The following is a 15,802-nucleotide window of genomic DNA, read 5'->3' as shown; positions in this document are numbered from 1 at the left end:
TTTATGTCAATACCAGTTGTTTCTTTTGCCAAAGCTACACTTTTGTGTTTATTGTTAACTCAATTATCCAGAGCCCAAAATTATATTGCTCCACCAAAGAATTTTGTAAAAATGTATTATAAAGGCTATCAAAAGTATGTTTTTCCAAAAGATGCCTACTATCTTGAAAAAAGCCTTCCAGTTAATGCCAATAAAGAAGCAAAAATTGATTATACAGAAAAACTTCAACAGGCAATTAATAAATATCCAGTAGTAATAATGCCGAATTTTCCTGTTTTAATAAATAGTAAGGGACTTTTGATTCCTTCAGACAGAATAATATATTTTAATCAATATTCAATGATTAAATTTAAAGGTCCAGCACTAGAGAGATTAAATGACATTATAAAGATATATGATGTATCAAATGTAAAAATTTACAATGCTAATATTATTGGGAGTAGGAGAGAAAAAAGCAACCAAAAAGGGGAATGGAGTGCGGGTATTTGTGTTTTGAACAGTTCAAATGTAGAGATTAATAATTTTCAAATAAAAGATACTTGGGGTGACGGAATCTTTATCGGGTCAGAGAATGGAAAAGTAAGTTCTAATATTGTAGTTAAAAATGGATTTATAGATTTTGCCAGGAGAGATGGTGTTTCCATAACTTCAGCTGATAATTTAGATATAGATTATGTTTTTATCTCTAATACTTATGGTACATTACCTATGTCAGGAATACAAATTGAGCCAAGTCTATATAGTGAGATCATTCAAAATGTTAAATTAAAGAATATATATACTTATAATAATCCAGGGGGATTAATTATTAATTTGCAATCTTTTTCGGCTAAAAGTGGCTTAAATAAGAAAGAAGTAAGTGTAAATGTGAAAAATTTCACAGACGAAGGATCAAATTATTCTTTTGGGACATCAATTAGTAATGATGATCTTACTCAGAATCCAATAGGTAAAATTATGATTACTAATGCTGTTTGGAAAAATCCTAAAAAAGATTTTTATTGGAGAAATTCTAATGCGTACGATATAAATATAGTTTTAGATAAAATAAATAAATACAAGAATAATAAATTGATAAGTACAGAAGATTAATCGCAAAATGAATAAACTAATACGATTATCGACAGTCCCATTGTCACTTAACATATTGTTAAAAGGACAGTTGAGTTTTTTAAATAATTTTTTTAATATTATTGCTGTTTCTGGCAATGGCCCTGACTTAAATGTAGTTGCTGAACGCGAAGGAGTACTTGTGTATTCAATTGAGATGGAAAGAAAAATATCTCCTTTTAAGGACGTTGTCTCTTTGGTTAAATTATATTTTTATTTTAGAAATGAACGTCCATTTATTGTACATTCAATTACACCAAAGGCTGGTTTGTTAAGTATGATTGCAGCGAAACTTGCTGGTGTTCCAATTCGTATGCATACATTTACAGGGCTAATTTTTCCATCAAAGACGGGGATATTACAAAAAATCCTAATAGCAATGGATAAATTATTGTGCTTATGTGCTACAAATATTTATCCAGAAGGAGAGGGCGTTAAAAAAGATTTAATGCGTTACAATATAACCAAAAAAGAGCTGAAAGTAATAGGAAATGGTAATATAAACGGGATAAATAAACATCATTTTAATCCAGAGTTGTATACTTCAGCAGATAGAATAAGAGAAAGGAAAAAGTTAGGGATTCAAAATAATGATTTTGTTTTCATTTTTGTTGGGCGTTTAGTTGGTGACAAAGGAATAAATGAAATGATACAGGCTTTTAAAAATTTGTCCAATGAAAATGATAGTGTTAAATTGATTTTGGTTGGACCTTTTGAACCACACTTTGATCCTTTACAACAAGAAACAGTACAAGAAATTAAAGCTAATGAAAGTATTATTTCTGTTGGTTTTCAGGAAGATGTAAGGCCCTATTTTGCTATAAGTGACTGTCTTGTTTTTCCAAGTTATCGTGAGGGTTTTCCAAATGTGGTTATGCAAGCAGGTGCTATGGGTTTACCAAGTATTGTAACAGATATTAATGGATGTAATGAGATAATAATTGATGGTAAAAATGGAATTATAATTCCTGCGAAGAGTTATAAAGCTATTCTAGAAGCGATGAAAAAAATATTTAACGAGCATGATTTCAGGAATCTTTTGAAAAATTGTGCTAGAGAAATGATAGTATCTCGATATGAACAAGATGTGGTTTGGGAAGCACTTTTATTAGAATACAAAAAATTAGAAACAAATGTATCGTAAGTTTATTAAAGCTAGTTTAGATTTTTTCTTTGCTTTAATCATACTGATTTTAGTGAGTCCTATTTTGATTTTTGTGACCATTGGTCTTTTTTTTGCGAACCAAGGTAAGCCTTTTTTCTTCCAAATTCGACCGGGTAAGAACGAGAATTTATTTCGTATTATGAAGTTCAAAACAATGAACGATAAAAAAGATGTTGAAGGTAATTTACTTTCCGATGCAGACCGTCTGACTCCTATTGGAGCTTGGGTACGTAAAACTTCTTTGGATGAATTACCACAATTGTTCAATGTGTTACGAGGGGATATGAGTTTGATTGGACCTCGCCCTTTATTATCTGAATACTTAACTTTGTACAATACCCAACAAAAAAAACGGCATTCAGTACGCCCTGGAATTACAGGTTGGGCACAAGTAAATGGTCGTAACGCCATCAGTTGGACCCAAAAATTTGAGTATGATGTTTGGTATGTGGAACATTTTAGTTTTAAATTGGATTTAAAAATTCTATTTTTGACAATAAAAAAAGTACTGATCAAAGAAGGAATCAATTCTAACACTTCCGCTACAATGGAGGAATTTAAAGGAAATTAAAATGTATCTACTTGGAGGAAACGGACATTGCAAAGTAGTTGTTGACCTTTTAAAAAAGGTGTCATCTATTACTATTGAATCAATTTTTGATGACCAACCAAAGTTCAAAGATATTGCAGGGATACCTGTTTATAAAACAAATTCCTTAGATTTTTTTAGAAACAAAGAATTGATAATATCTATTGGTAACAATCATGTTAGAAAAAGGATTGCTTCTCAAATTGAAGCAAATTACCTTAGTGCCATTCATCCTTCGGCGATTCTTGCGTCTGACGTAGTAATAGGTCAAGGAACGGTGGTATTGGCAGGTGCTATTATTAATCCGTCAGTATGCATCGGAAAGCATTGTATTGTCAATACGGGTGCGGTAGTAGAGCACGATTGCGTGCTTGGCGACTTTGTTCACGTGTCGCCTAATGCTTCTTTGGCAGGAAATGTTACCATTGGAGAAGGAACCCATTTGGGTATTGGCGCATGTGTAATTCAAGGGGTGAAAGTAGGACAATGGGTGACGGTTGGAGCAGGAGCAGTGATATTAAATGATGTACCTGATTTTGCTGTTATAGTAGGTAATCCAGGAAAAATAATTAAATATAATAGTATAGAAAATGGATAGCATCGCTATAGGATTGTCCTCTCTAGCAATTGGAGTAAATGAACCATCTTGTTGGACAAATTCTAATCTCTTATAAAAAAGAATGAATGCTAAAAAAACATACAATGTAGCCATCTCATGTGTGGGTAGTGGCATTGGGCAGTCTGTCATCAATTCAATCAGTTTGTCAAAATTGCCTATTAAGACTTTTGGATTAGATGTAAGCCATACGGCTTTTGGTTTGTATGATTGTGATGTCTTTCTTCCAACGCCTGCTGTTTCTCATAAGGACTATGTTTCGATTGTAATTGCTACTTGTGTAGCTCATAAAATTGACCTTATTATTCCCTGCATTGATGAAGAAGTGCAGTTGTTTGCACAGCATATAGCAGTATTTACAAAAGCAGGGGTCAAAGTGCTTGTGGCCGAAGAATCCTTGGTGGCTATGTGTAGGGATAAGGCAGCAATGAGCAGAGTCTTGAACCCGATTGTTCCCATTTTTGTTGCTTCCTATGATAAAAGATCTTTTGCCATTGCTTTGCTTAATGGGGAGGTTCATTTTCCGGTTATTGCTAAACCACGATCGGGATCCGCCTCTACGGGTATTCAAATTATTTCCAATGTAGAGGACTTTAAATCCCTTAATGAACAAATGATTATTCAGGAATTAGCAATTCCTCATAAAAATGATCTAGACTACGCTTTTTTTAAGCAGCAATTGGAGAAAAACATTAATCCACAGGTTTCAGAAATTTCAGTTCAAATTGTTGCTGACCAAGAAGGCAATCTGATTGGACAAATGATGTCTTTTAATAAACTCAAAAATGGTGTGCCAATCGAAATTTTTCCTTATGAAAATGAGGCTATTCTTCAGGAAGTAAGCCAACTCTATCCTTTTTTGAAAGAATTAGGATGGAAGGGACCGCTCAATTTGCAAGGGAGATTGACGGATAATGGGTTTAAAATTTTTGAGATGAATGCTCGATTTACCGGTATTACGGGGCTAAGAGCTTGTATGGGATTCAATGAAGTGGCCGTTTGCATACAAGAATGGTTGGGTATTAGATCTGAGTTGAATAGTTTGGATCTAAATATGAATCGTTTTGGAATTCGACAAGTGGCTGATAAGTCTATTCATTTACAACGAAATCAAACGCTTAAACTGCATTCTGAAAAATTAAACGGAAAAAAACTCAAAAGTAAAAAAACGCTTTTACTCACAGGAGCCACTGGATATTTAGGAAGAAATTTAATTGATTCCCTAATAGAAAGTAATGACTCTTTTGAAATCTTGGCGTTAGTAAGAGATAAGAAAAAAGCCCTCGAGTTATTGCCCGATAAAGTATTTTGTTATGATGTTCAGGATTTGGAAAATGGAAATCTTGTTCTTGGGAAAGTAGATATTCTTTTACATGCCGGATTTGCAAGACCTCATCGATCGCATGAAGAATTAGCTAATAGTTTGGCTTTTACTGCAGACTTGTTTAGTCGAGCTATATCTAATCAAGTGGCTACGATTCTTAATATTTCTTCTCAAAGTGTATATGGTCAGTCTGATTTGCCACCTTGGAAGGAAACCGCAACCATTGCGCCTACTACACCCTACGGCATAGCAAAATATGCATCAGAATTACTGCTTGAAAGTAGGGTGGCTCAACATAAGCACATTAATTATACTTCGATACGCTTGGGCAGTTTAGTAGGTGGTGCAAAGGGGATGGTAGAAGTTGACTTGGTGTCAAGATTAGTTTCTAAGGCGCTTGTGTCCGAGCCGATACAAATAAATGGGGGGATGCAGCTTGTAGATCGATTGGATATAAGGGACGCCGTTAATGCCATCAATGTTTTATTAAACCATTCCAGCATGAATTGGAAAAAAGTATATAATTTAGGTTCTTCCACCTCTATGCTATTAATTGATTTAGCAACATTAATAGTTGATACAGTAGCAACGGATATGGATGTTCCTCGTTCCATGGTTGAGGTGCATAACAGTAAGGACACGCAGTCTGCAGGAATGGATAGTAGTGCTTTCTGTCAGGATTTTCAATGGAAACCGAAATACACTATGATAGATTGTATCAAGACATTAATTGATTTTAAAAATAAATCAGATTCTAAATTACTTTTAAATTAATAGTAATTTTTTAATTGCTATTAATTGGAAAATTAACTTGTTTTCTGTTTTTATTTTTAATGGTGTTTGATAAGGGTGTATGTAAAAAATGTGTTTAGGTTAAATTTTCTTTTAAAATGATAAAACAATAGTTTATAATATGAATAACACCAAAATATGGCTTTCTTCACCACATATGGGAGGAAATGAACAAAAATTTGTAAATGAGGCCTTTGATACGAATTGGGTAGCACCACTTGGGCCTAATGTGAATGGTTTAGAACAAGATTTGGAGCTCTATTTGGGACAAGAGGTTAGTGTGGGTGCTTTGTCCTCAGGTACTGCAGCGATACATTTGGGATTGATTTTGTTAGGGGTGCAAACTGGAGATGTAGTATTGTGTCAATCTATGACTTTTTCGGCTTCGGCGAATCCTATATTATATCAAGGAGCCACTCCAATATTTATCGATAGTGAGCCTGAGACATGGAATTTGTGTCCCATTGCTTTAGAAGTTGCCATAAAAGATAGCTTGTCACAAGGCAATACACCTAAAGCGATTATAGCGGTGCATTTATATGGAGTTCCTTATCAAATTGAAGCCGTTCGAAAGATAGCTGATAAGTACGGTATCCCTATTTTAGAAGATAGTGCCGAGGCATTAGGTAGCAGCTATAAAGGGCAAAAATGCGGTACTTTTGGAGATATTGGTGTGTTGTCATTTAATGGGAATAAAATTATTACGACATCTGGCGGAGGTGCTATAGTGACTAAAACAAAAGCACAAAAAGATAAAGCCGTTTTTTACGCTACTCAATCCCGTGATGACGCTCCACACTATCAACATTCTCATATTGGCTACAATTATCGTATGAGTAATATTAGTGCCGGTATCGGAAGAGGACAAATGGAGGTATTGGATACTCACGTGGACTTACGAAGACAAATGCAAGAATTCTACGTGGATTTGTTTCAAGATATTGCAGGGGTTGGTGTTTTCACCGCGCCAACTACAGACTATTACCCGAATTATTGGTTGAGTGCAATAATCATTGATTCTGAATTAACTAATGGTATCACTAATGAAACCTTACGCTTAGCTTTTGAAGCTGAAAATATCGAATCTCGTCCGCTATGGAAACCAATGCATTTACAGCCTATTTTTGAAAATTATCCTTACTACGGAGGGACAGTTTCGGAAGATTTGTTTAATAATGGTTTGTGTTTGCCATCAGGTTCTAATTTAACTAATGAGGATCGATCGCGCATTGCCAGCGTGGTGAAAAGGATTTTTGTCTAGTTTTGGTTATGAGTTGTCAGTTAACAGGTATATCATGTGTAAACGGTTATTTATTTTTCATATAAAAAAAACTTTTGAGTTTTGCACTCCGAAAGTTTTTTTATTAAGATTATAACAGAATTCTAGCTTTGAGTAAGGATAAAGAGTATTTAGTAATTAGTTGGAAAGCCTTTAGAGAAATAAATAAGTGGGGAAATGAAAGATGATTTAGTAGTCTGTCCTTAGTGTTTAGTTAATCGTTGTAGAAGTTATCAGTGCAAGTTTTTGGTTTAGCCCAATCCTAAAGGCAGACGCAACGAAGGTGTATAGTGATGTAAGGCCTTTTGGCTTCGTTCTAGGATACATATTGCTTTGTTATTGTTGTAAATTTAAACTTTAATAATAAATTGTTATAATACTTAAAATAGTATAGTCTTTTTACTGGGCTTTGTTTCTATTTACTTTTCTTCATTTAGTTCATTTTAAAATATAAATTTGTAGCATGAATATAGAAGAAACATTTATTAAAGATTTAGTAGTGCTAACCCCTGACTTTTTTGAGGATTCTCGGGGGTATTTTTTTGAAGGCTACAATAAAAATAAGTTGAGTACCCTTGGTATTTCCGTCGATTTTGTACAGGATAATCAGTCATTTTCTAAAAAAGATACTATTAGAGGTCTACATTATCAAAATCCACCATATGCTCAGACCAAATTAGTACGAGTACTACAAGGTGAAATTATGGATGTGGTTGTCGATTTGAGGAAAGCTTCACCTACTTATGGTCAGCATTTTGGAATTTGTTTGACCGCTGATAATAAAAAACAATTGCTAGTGCCTCAGGGTTTTGCTCATGGTTTTTCGGTATTGAGCGAAACGGCTGTTGTGCTTTATAAATGTGATCAATTTTATAATAAAGCCAGCGAAGGGGGAATTTGTTTTGATGATGTCGCTTTAAACATCGATTGGGGTATGGATTTGAAGGTTGCTATTGTTTCTGAAAAGGATTTGGTATTGCCTGATTTTCAAAATTGTAATAGTAAGTTTTGAGTTTTTGGGGTGTAATTGTTAGATTCATTGAAATTCCAAAAGTTTAACCACAAAGTCCCCGATGGAGATTACGCAAAGAGCACAAAATGGTCTAAGTTGCTAACTGCTAATCACTAATTACTACAATAAATTATGAAAAGAATATTAGTTACCGGTGGTAAGGGCCAATTAGGTTCAGAATTGAATGTTTTGTCGAAAACGAATACTCAATTTGAATGGGTTTTTACGGATTATCAAGAATTGAATTTATCTGATTTGGATAATTTGGAGTTGACTATAGCAAAGATTAACCCCCAAATCATTATCAATTGTGCAGCACACACCGCTGTTGATAAAGCAGAATCTGAATTTGAATTGTCCGATATATTGAATCATCAATCTGTTGCGATTCTGGCAAAGTGGAGTTCTGAAAACGATTGTAAGTTCATCCATATTTCTACCGATTATGTTTTTGATGGTACAGTAGCAACCCCTTTAACAGAATCTGCTCCTACGGGGCCTATTAATGTTTATGGGCAAACTAAATTAGCTGGTGAATTGGCATGTGTAGAAGCTTGCTCGGATAGTATAATTATCAGAACCTCATGGGTATACTCGAGTTTTGGTGCTAATTTCGTTAAAACGATGTCTAGGTTGATGCAAGAAAGAGATAGTTTAAATGTTGTGAATGATCAAATTGGAAGCCCGACCTATGCGGCCGACTTGGCTAAAGCCATTATGACCATTATTACTCATTCCAAATGGGAGGCAGGTATCTACCACTTTTCAAATGAAGGTGAAATCAGTTGGTATGAATTTGCTTTAGCTATCCAAGAGATTGGGGGATTTGAGTGTGCAATTGAAGGTATTCCTTCTTCAGCCTATCCAACACCAGCAAGGCGTCCGCAGTATTCGTTATTAGACAAAACTAAAATTGGAGTTACTTTTGGAGTGGTTGTCCCTAAATATAGGGATAGTTTGGTTGAATGTATGGAGTTGTTGAAAGAATAGTTTATTGCTTCAATTTCATTCTGTTTGAATGTTTAATTTTAAAAAATTAATAGCAAGTTCGTTAATTTTTTTGGTTGTCATAATTTCTATACGTTCTTCGAGGTTCAAAATAAGCAATATAAGAATGTTTATTAATTTTAAAAATAATAATTCTTAGTACTTAATACATAAAAAATATGAAAGGAATAATATTAGCTGGAGGATCTGGTACTCGGTTGCATCCTTTGACTCTTGCAATGAGCAAGCAGATGATGCCAGTTTATGACAAACCTATGATTTATTATCCGTTGTCGACCTTAATGATGGCAGGAATAAATGAAATATTAATTATTTCGACACCTCACGATTTGCCTAACTTTAAAAAGTTATTAGGAGATGGGAGTAAGATCGGGTGTCAATTCAGTTATGCGGAGCAAGCGATACCTAATGGATTGGCGCAAGCTTTCGTGATTGGTGCAGATTTTATTGGTTCGGATTCTGTGGCGTTAGTATTAGGAGATAATATCTTTTTTGGTGCAAACATGCATGAGTTATTGCAGTCTAATACAAATCCTGAAGGAGGTGTGGTTTTTGCTTATCATGTTGTTGATCCTCAGCGTTATGGTGTGGTTGAGTTTGATGCGGATAAAAAAGCGCTTTCAATTGAAGAAAAACCTTTGGAGCCCAAATCAAATTATGCTGTTCCTGGATTGTATTTTTATGATAATTCGGTAGTAGATGTTGCTAAAAATATCCAGCCCAGTGCTCGAGGAGAGTATGAAATCACCGATGTGAATAAATTCTATTTGGCCAAAGGCAAACTTAAAGTAGGTATTTTGGGTAGAGGAACCGCCTGGTTGGACACGGGGACTTTCATTAGTTTGATGCAGGCGGGTCAATTTGTTCAGGTACTAGAAGAACGCCAAGGATTAAAAGTTGGATGTATAGAAGAAATTGCTTGGCGCCAAGGCTTTATTTCTGATATACAATTAAAAGCAATCGCAGAACCTTTAAGAAAATCTGGCTATGGAGACTATTTGTTGGGTTTGTTGAAGCAAAAAGTGTAGTTTGGGTTATGATGGTTAGGGTTAGTTGTTATATGGTTGGACGTTTAAATAGTTAAACTTAAAAAAAAGATAGTAGTTAATGATTTAGAGCTTGTTGTTTCATGTTTAGTTTTTATAAATAAATACTACCGGTAGGTTGTATTAACAATTTTATAGTCCATACTTTCCCAATAATTTGTATTTTTGTTATCTATTAATTTTTAAAGAAATAGCTTTTGAGTACTGCTGAACAAAATTTTTTTTCTAGAGCGAATCTAAGATTTAATATTCATAATCTGAGTTATTTACCTCGTTGGATTATTGTTGTTATGGATACAATGGTTTTGAATGTATCTTTTTTCTTTACAATTTTGATTTTCAAAGGGACAGGTTTGGCTTATGTTGTTACTCCTCATTACTTAGTTTACATCAGCTTATTGATGGGGGTCAATGTGTTTTTCTTTTGGTTATTTCGAACTTATTCGGGAATTATTAGGCATTCTTCTTATATTGATGCTGTAAAGCTTTTCTTTTCTCAAATCTCAGTATTAGTTGTTTTTTTAATTTGTAATTTTTTTTATGAAGTTAGCACTGGTGAGAAGGCAATATTAAATACAGCCTTGTTTATTAATATTGTTCTTTCTTTTTGTGGTTTGTTTTTATATCGCGTTGTGGTCAAACAAACCTTCGAATTGTATTTTTCTGATAAAGGAACTAATAAACTAATTCGAACTATTATTTACGGTACAGATGCTAATGCTATTTCAGTAGCTAATGCTTTGAAATTCGAAACTCCGACTCGTTTTAGGATTGTAGGATTTGTAGATAAAAATAATTTGAATTCCAATAAGCGCATGTTGGATTTGCCGATTTTGGTACAAAAAAAGAAATTGCCTACATTGATGCGCTCTGTTGGTGCAGAAGCTATTATCATTGCCGATAAGTCTCTTACCAAGGATGAACAGTTGGTAATTGTTGATAAATGTTTAGAATACAACTACAGAGTGTATACTGTACCTTTGATTTCCAATTGGGAAAATCAAAAAGAGATTTCAGAGAAAGTAAAGAATATACAAATTGAGGATTTACTGGAGCGTAATCCAATTATTTTGGATAATAAAACGATATCTAAAGATTTAAAAGATAAAACAATCATGATTACCGGTGCTGCTGGTTCTATTGGTAGCGAAATTGTGCGTCAAGTGATTCAATTTAAACCAAAATCTATTGTTTTGGTCGATCAAGCCGAAACTCCCTTACACCAACTGAGCCTAGAATTAGGGGCTATCGTTACAGATGCCGAGTTATTTAGTATGATTGCTGATGTTAGAAATAGAGAAGTAATGAGGAGAATTTTCAGGGAACATCAACCTCAAGTAGTTTATCATGCAGCAGCTTATAAACATGTACCTTTGATGGAGGATAATCCTACTCAAGCGATACAAACTAATGTTGAGGGAACTAAAAATGTAGCAGATTTGGCTTGTGAATACAAAGTTAAAAAGTTTGTCATGGTGTCAACGGACAAAGCTGTGAATCCTAGTAATGTAATGGGAGCAAGTAAGCGTATTGCTGAAAAATATGTCCAATCGTTACAGTTGAGAAGTATTAAAGAAAATAATGGAAAAGGAACCAAATTTATAACGACTCGCTTTGGTAATGTGTTAGGATCAAATGGTTCAGTGGTGCCTTTATTTACCAAGCAGATTGCAGCAGGAGGTCCAGTAACAATTACTCACCAAGATATTATTCGTTATTTTATGACAATCCCTGAAGCATGTCAGTTGGTTTTGGAAGCAGGCTCTATGGGTAAAGGAGGAGAAATCTATATTTTCGATATGGGGAAACCTGTAAAGATTATTGATTTGGCTCGAAAAATGATCAAATTGGCGGGGTTTATCCCTGATAAAGATATTCCTATAAAAATCGTTGGATTACGACCTGGAGAGAAATTATATGAAGAATTATTAAATGATACTTCTAAAACGATACCAACCTATCATGAAAAAATCATGATTGCAGAGGAAATTCAAGAGGAATTCGAAAATTTGCATTTGGAGATTGAAGAACTTATTGGAATGTCGACCTTTTTTAGTAATGATGATATAGTTGGTAAAATGAAGAAAATTGTTCCTGAATTTAAAAGTATGAATTCTACTTATCAATTTTTAGATAAATAATTTTTTTGTGTTTAATTGATTGCTAGTAAATAACGGATTCTTAAAATTAAAGCGATTTGGGTATGGTTTTAAGTTATATATACTCGAAGTTTACTAAAGATTTATGACTATAATCTATAAACATTAAACCCTTTTAGAGTGTTACACTTTGAAAGGGTTTAATGTTCTTCGGAATTAGAAGATTATAGTTATCTTTGTTATAAACAAATTTTAATAACCTTTGTTAGTGATTTTTAATAATAGCTTTTATATCCAAAATGAATACCACTCCTACTCCAAATGAAGATTGGTTGTTTGAAATAACACCCAAGAATTCTTTTTTTTCATTACCTCTTAAAGAGGTATGGCAGTATCGTGATTTGTTGATTCTTTTTGTGAAACGCGATATCGTGACGGTATATAAACAAACGGTGTTGGGGCCACTTTGGTATTTGATTCAGCCCTTATTTACCTCTATCACTTTTACTATTATTTTTAATTCAGTTGCAGGAATCGAAACGGGTACAGTACCACCATTTTTATTTAATATGGCAGGGATAACTGTTTGGAATTATTTTACTGCTTGCTTGAATGGTACTTCCGATACTTTTAGAGCGAATGCTGGTATTTTTGGTAAAGTTTATTTTCCTAGAATCATAACGCCTATTTCTATAGTAGTTTCCAATTTAGTAAAGTTGGGGATACAAGTCCTAATTTTTCTTGCTTTTTATGTTTATTTTTATGTTCAAGGAGCAGCAGTTAGTTTTCATTGGACAGTAGTTTTTTTTCCGTTACTTATTCTTATCATGGGAATTTTAGGCTTGGGCTTGGGTATGATCATCTCTTCATTGGTGACTAAATACCGAGATTTCACCCATCTGATTGGTTTTGGAGTACAGTTGTTGATGTATTTATCGGCAGTGATGTACCCTCTAGCATTGATTGAAGACAAACTGCCTAAGTACGGATGGGTGGTGCATTACAATCCATTGGCTTATATCATCGAAACGTCACGTTATATGTTGCTTAATGTAGGTACTATATCTGTAAAAGGTTTGGTGTTTACTTTTGGTTTTACACTTTTTGTTTTCTTTGCAGGCCTACTAGTTTTCAATCGAACTGAGAAAAGTTTTATTGATACGGTTTAGTTTAATGTTCAGTAGTCATTTGATTTATAGTTCGATAATAAATGTGTAAAGATATTATTTTAAAAGCCGAAAACATCTCCAAGCAATACCGTTTAGGTACTGTTGGGACGGGTACACTCAGCCACGACTTGAACCGTTGGTGGCATAGAATAAGGGGAAAAGAAGATCCGTATCTTAGAATTGGAGAAGCAAATGATCGAACCACAAAAGGAGAGTCGGATTATGTTTGGGCCTTGCAAGATATCAATTTTGAGGTGCAACGTGGCGAAGTGTTGGGTATTATTGGAAAGAATGGCGCTGGTAAATCGACTTTGTTGAAGATTTTATCGAAAGTAACAGCACCAACCACGGGTAGCATCAAATCACGAGGGCGCATTGCTTCCTTGCTCGAAGTAGGTACCGGATTTAATGGCGAACTCACCGGTCGTGAGAATGTGTATTTAAACGGTGCGATTTTAGGGATGACTAAAAAAGAAATCACCACCAAATTGGATGAAATTATTGCTTTCTCGGGTTGTGAGCGCTACATTGATACTCCGGTTAAGCGCTACAGCAGCGGAATGACCGTGCGTTTGGCCTTTGCCGTAGCAGCATTCCTAGAACCTGAAATATTGGTAATAGATGAGGTCTTAGCCGTTGGCGACGCCGAATTCCAAAAGAAAGCCATTGGCAAAATGCAAGACATTTCAAAAGGCGAAGGGAGAACGGTGCTTTTTGTGAGCCATAATATGGCAGCGGTGAAGAGTTTGTGTACTAGGGGGATTGTGATGGAGAATGGGAAGGTGGTGTTTGAAGGTGGGATTGAGGAGAGTGTTGAGTATTATTTAAGTGATAATAGCGGAAAAGAAAACTCTAAGATTTATGAAAATTTTGAAGAAGTACAAGGTAGAATTAAGTCGGTAAAAATTTTGAGTGATTTGCAATTTTTGAAACACTCTGAAAGTATTAAAATTGAAATTCTTCTTTATAATGAAATGCATAATATTAATATTGGCATAGCTTTATTGAATTCTGATAAAACTAAAATTTTTACAACTGTTCACAAAATCGAAAAGAATGTTCAGAAGATTATCTGTGAAATACCAGATAATCTTGTGTTGAAAGGTTTGTATAGTATAGATGTTGCAATTTTTAATGATTTATCAGTTATTGAATACTTGAATGACATATGTATGTTTCAGATTGAAGATTTGGAAAATGATTATAAGATATACAATGGTAAAATAGGTGATTTAAACATTAAATGTTCATGGTACGAAAACTTCTAAATTTTTTGTCAAAGTCAAGAAAGAATATAAATATTAAGGTTGATTCTTCGGTAAGAATTTATCCTAATGTTGTACTTGATGCGGATCATGGAGGTAGTATTACTGTAGGTGCTAAATCGGAGCTTTTACATGGGGTTATTTTAATGACATACGGAGGAAATATTAAAATCGGTGAGAATTGTTCCATTAATCCGTATACGGTATTGTATGGACATGGTAATTTAACTATTGGTAATAATGTGTTAATTGCTGGTCATGTTTTAATAATTCCTGCCAATCATAAATTTGACGATTTAAGTGTTCCAATTAACCAACAAGGTGAAACGAGGAAAGGAATTGTTATAGAAGATAATGTGTGGATTGGTTCTGGGTGTAGGATTTTAGATGGAGTTGTGATTAGAAGTGGTGCAATTATAGCAGCTGGAGCAGTTGTTAATCGTGATGTAGCAAGTGATACTATTGTAGGGGGAGTACCAGCAAGAATAATCAAAACAAGAAAATAATTTCTTAATATGAGATTTAAAAAGATAAGAAAAATATATAGAATTTTATTTCCATTACAGCTAACGGAGAAGCAAATTTTTGTGAATCGACTAGTTTCTAACCCTATAGTTGAAAGTGTAAGTCAAGAAGTGGGGAACTACTACAAAGTACAGCTACATGATAAACTTGAGTTATATATTCGTGATGAAAATCATAGTGACTATAGTGTTTTTCAACAGATTTTTAATTTTGAAGAATATAAAACGGTGCTTTCACTATTGAAATTTAATAAAATAGGAGAAAGTTCAGTTTTAATTGATTGTGGTGCTAATGTAGGGTATACAACAGTGTATTTTTCTCAAAAATTTAACTTTGATAAAATAGTTTGCATAGAACCTTCTTTGTCAAATATAGAGGCTTTAAAAAAGAATATTTGTAAACTAGAAAATGCTGATACAATTGCAATAATGCATAGAGCTTTATCAGGAAATAGTAATGAGAGTTTTGATTTAAGAACTGATTTTAGAGATGGTCTAGATTGGTCATATTCAACAGCAATAAATGAAAATGGAAATATTAAGGGAATAACCATTAATGAAATTGTTATTCAAAATAATCTGGATCGTATTACTTTGTTAAAAATCGACATTGAAGGAGCAGAGCGTTATATTTTTAAGGATAATGTGGATTTGTCTTTTTTGTCAATTACAAAAATAATTGCGATTGAAATACACGATGAGTTTCAGATAAGAGAGGAAATTTATTATATACTTAAAAAAAAGGATTTCATTTTATTTGAGTCGGGAGAATTGACTATTGGTATAAATTATAAAATGTTTTAA

General features: G+C 33.8%; 14 protein-coding genes. All 14 read left to right on the top strand.

The features are described 5' to 3' along the window. Window positions 1-3 precede the first annotated feature (3 nt). The 14 genes from WFZ86_RS02140 to WFZ86_RS02075 all read left to right on the top strand — a co-directional run bounded on the left by WFZ86_RS02140 (window position 4) and on the right by WFZ86_RS02075 (window position 15,802). On the top strand, window positions 4-1,092 hold the full coding sequence (locus tag WFZ86_RS02140) for a right-handed parallel beta-helix repeat-containing protein (protein WP_342690410.1): 1,089 nt from the start codon (window positions 4-6) through the stop codon (window positions 1,090-1,092). Window positions 1,093-1,099: 7 nt separating this feature from the next. Next, complete coding sequence (locus WFZ86_RS02135) at window positions 1,100-2,254, top strand: glycosyltransferase family 4 protein (protein WP_342690409.1); 1,155 nt, start codon at window positions 1,100-1,102, stop codon at window positions 2,252-2,254. Next, window positions 2,244-2,846 carry a sugar transferase gene (locus tag WFZ86_RS02130; RefSeq protein WP_342690408.1) on the top strand — a complete coding sequence of 201 codons (603 nt, stop codon included), beginning with the start codon at window positions 2,244-2,246 and terminating at the stop codon, window positions 2,844-2,846. The genes WFZ86_RS02135 and WFZ86_RS02130 overlap by 11 nt, the downstream gene beginning before the upstream one ends. Window position 2,847: 1 nt before the next feature. Further along, complete coding sequence (locus WFZ86_RS02125) at window positions 2,848-3,462, top strand: acetyltransferase (RefSeq protein ID WP_342690407.1); 615 nt, start codon at window positions 2,848-2,850, stop codon at window positions 3,460-3,462. Between the two features lie 172 nt (window positions 3,463-3,634). Beyond that, a complete protein-coding gene (locus WFZ86_RS02120; RefSeq protein WP_342690406.1) occupies window positions 3,635-5,578 on the top strand; it encodes an NAD-dependent epimerase/dehydratase family protein in 1,944 nt (647 codons plus the stop codon). Window positions 5,579-5,717: 139 nt separating this feature from the next. Further along, window positions 5,718-6,857, top strand: a complete 1,140-nt coding sequence (locus WFZ86_RS02115; RefSeq protein ID WP_342690405.1) for a DegT/DnrJ/EryC1/StrS family aminotransferase — start codon at window positions 5,718-5,720, stop codon at window positions 6,855-6,857. 481 nt (window positions 6,858-7,338) lie between these two features. Next, window positions 7,339-7,887, top strand: coding sequence for a dTDP-4-dehydrorhamnose 3,5-epimerase (gene rfbC / locus WFZ86_RS02110; RefSeq protein WP_342690404.1), 549 nt, complete (start codon window positions 7,339-7,341; stop codon window positions 7,885-7,887). A gap of 132 nt (window positions 7,888-8,019) precedes the next feature. After that, on the top strand, window positions 8,020-8,877 hold the full coding sequence (gene rfbD / locus WFZ86_RS02105) for a dTDP-4-dehydrorhamnose reductase (protein ID WP_342690403.1): 858 nt from the start codon (window positions 8,020-8,022) through the stop codon (window positions 8,875-8,877). 176 nt (window positions 8,878-9,053) lie between these two features. Then, window positions 9,054-9,923 (top strand): glucose-1-phosphate thymidylyltransferase RfbA, encoded by an 870-nt coding sequence (gene rfbA / locus WFZ86_RS02100; protein WP_342690402.1) that lies wholly within the window; start codon window positions 9,054-9,056, stop codon window positions 9,921-9,923. 215 nt (window positions 9,924-10,138) lie between these two features. Next, complete coding sequence (locus WFZ86_RS02095; RefSeq protein WP_425402850.1) at window positions 10,139-12,082, top strand: polysaccharide biosynthesis protein; 1,944 nt, start codon at window positions 10,139-10,141, stop codon at window positions 12,080-12,082. A 257-nt stretch (window positions 12,083-12,339) separates the two neighbouring features. Further along, window positions 12,340-13,209 (top strand): ABC transporter permease, encoded by an 870-nt coding sequence (locus WFZ86_RS02090; RefSeq protein WP_342690401.1) that lies wholly within the window; start codon window positions 12,340-12,342, stop codon window positions 13,207-13,209. A 41-nt stretch (window positions 13,210-13,250) separates the two neighbouring features. Next, window positions 13,251-14,477 (top strand): ABC transporter ATP-binding protein, encoded by a 1,227-nt coding sequence (locus WFZ86_RS02085; protein ID WP_342690400.1) that lies wholly within the window; start codon window positions 13,251-13,253, stop codon window positions 14,475-14,477. Beyond that, on the top strand, window positions 14,459-14,980 hold the full coding sequence (locus WFZ86_RS02080) for an acyltransferase (RefSeq protein ID WP_342690399.1): 522 nt from the start codon (window positions 14,459-14,461) through the stop codon (window positions 14,978-14,980). The genes WFZ86_RS02085 and WFZ86_RS02080 overlap by 19 nt, the downstream gene beginning before the upstream one ends. A gap of 9 nt (window positions 14,981-14,989) precedes the next feature. After that, complete coding sequence (locus WFZ86_RS02075; RefSeq protein WP_342690398.1) at window positions 14,990-15,802, top strand: FkbM family methyltransferase; 813 nt, start codon at window positions 14,990-14,992, stop codon at window positions 15,800-15,802.

The organism is Flavobacterium polysaccharolyticum, from assembly GCF_038739875.1.
Classification (GTDB): domain Bacteria; phylum Bacteroidota; class Bacteroidia; order Flavobacteriales; family Flavobacteriaceae; genus Flavobacterium; species Flavobacterium polysaccharolyticum.
This window is presented reverse-complemented; position numbering and strand designations above follow the sequence as displayed.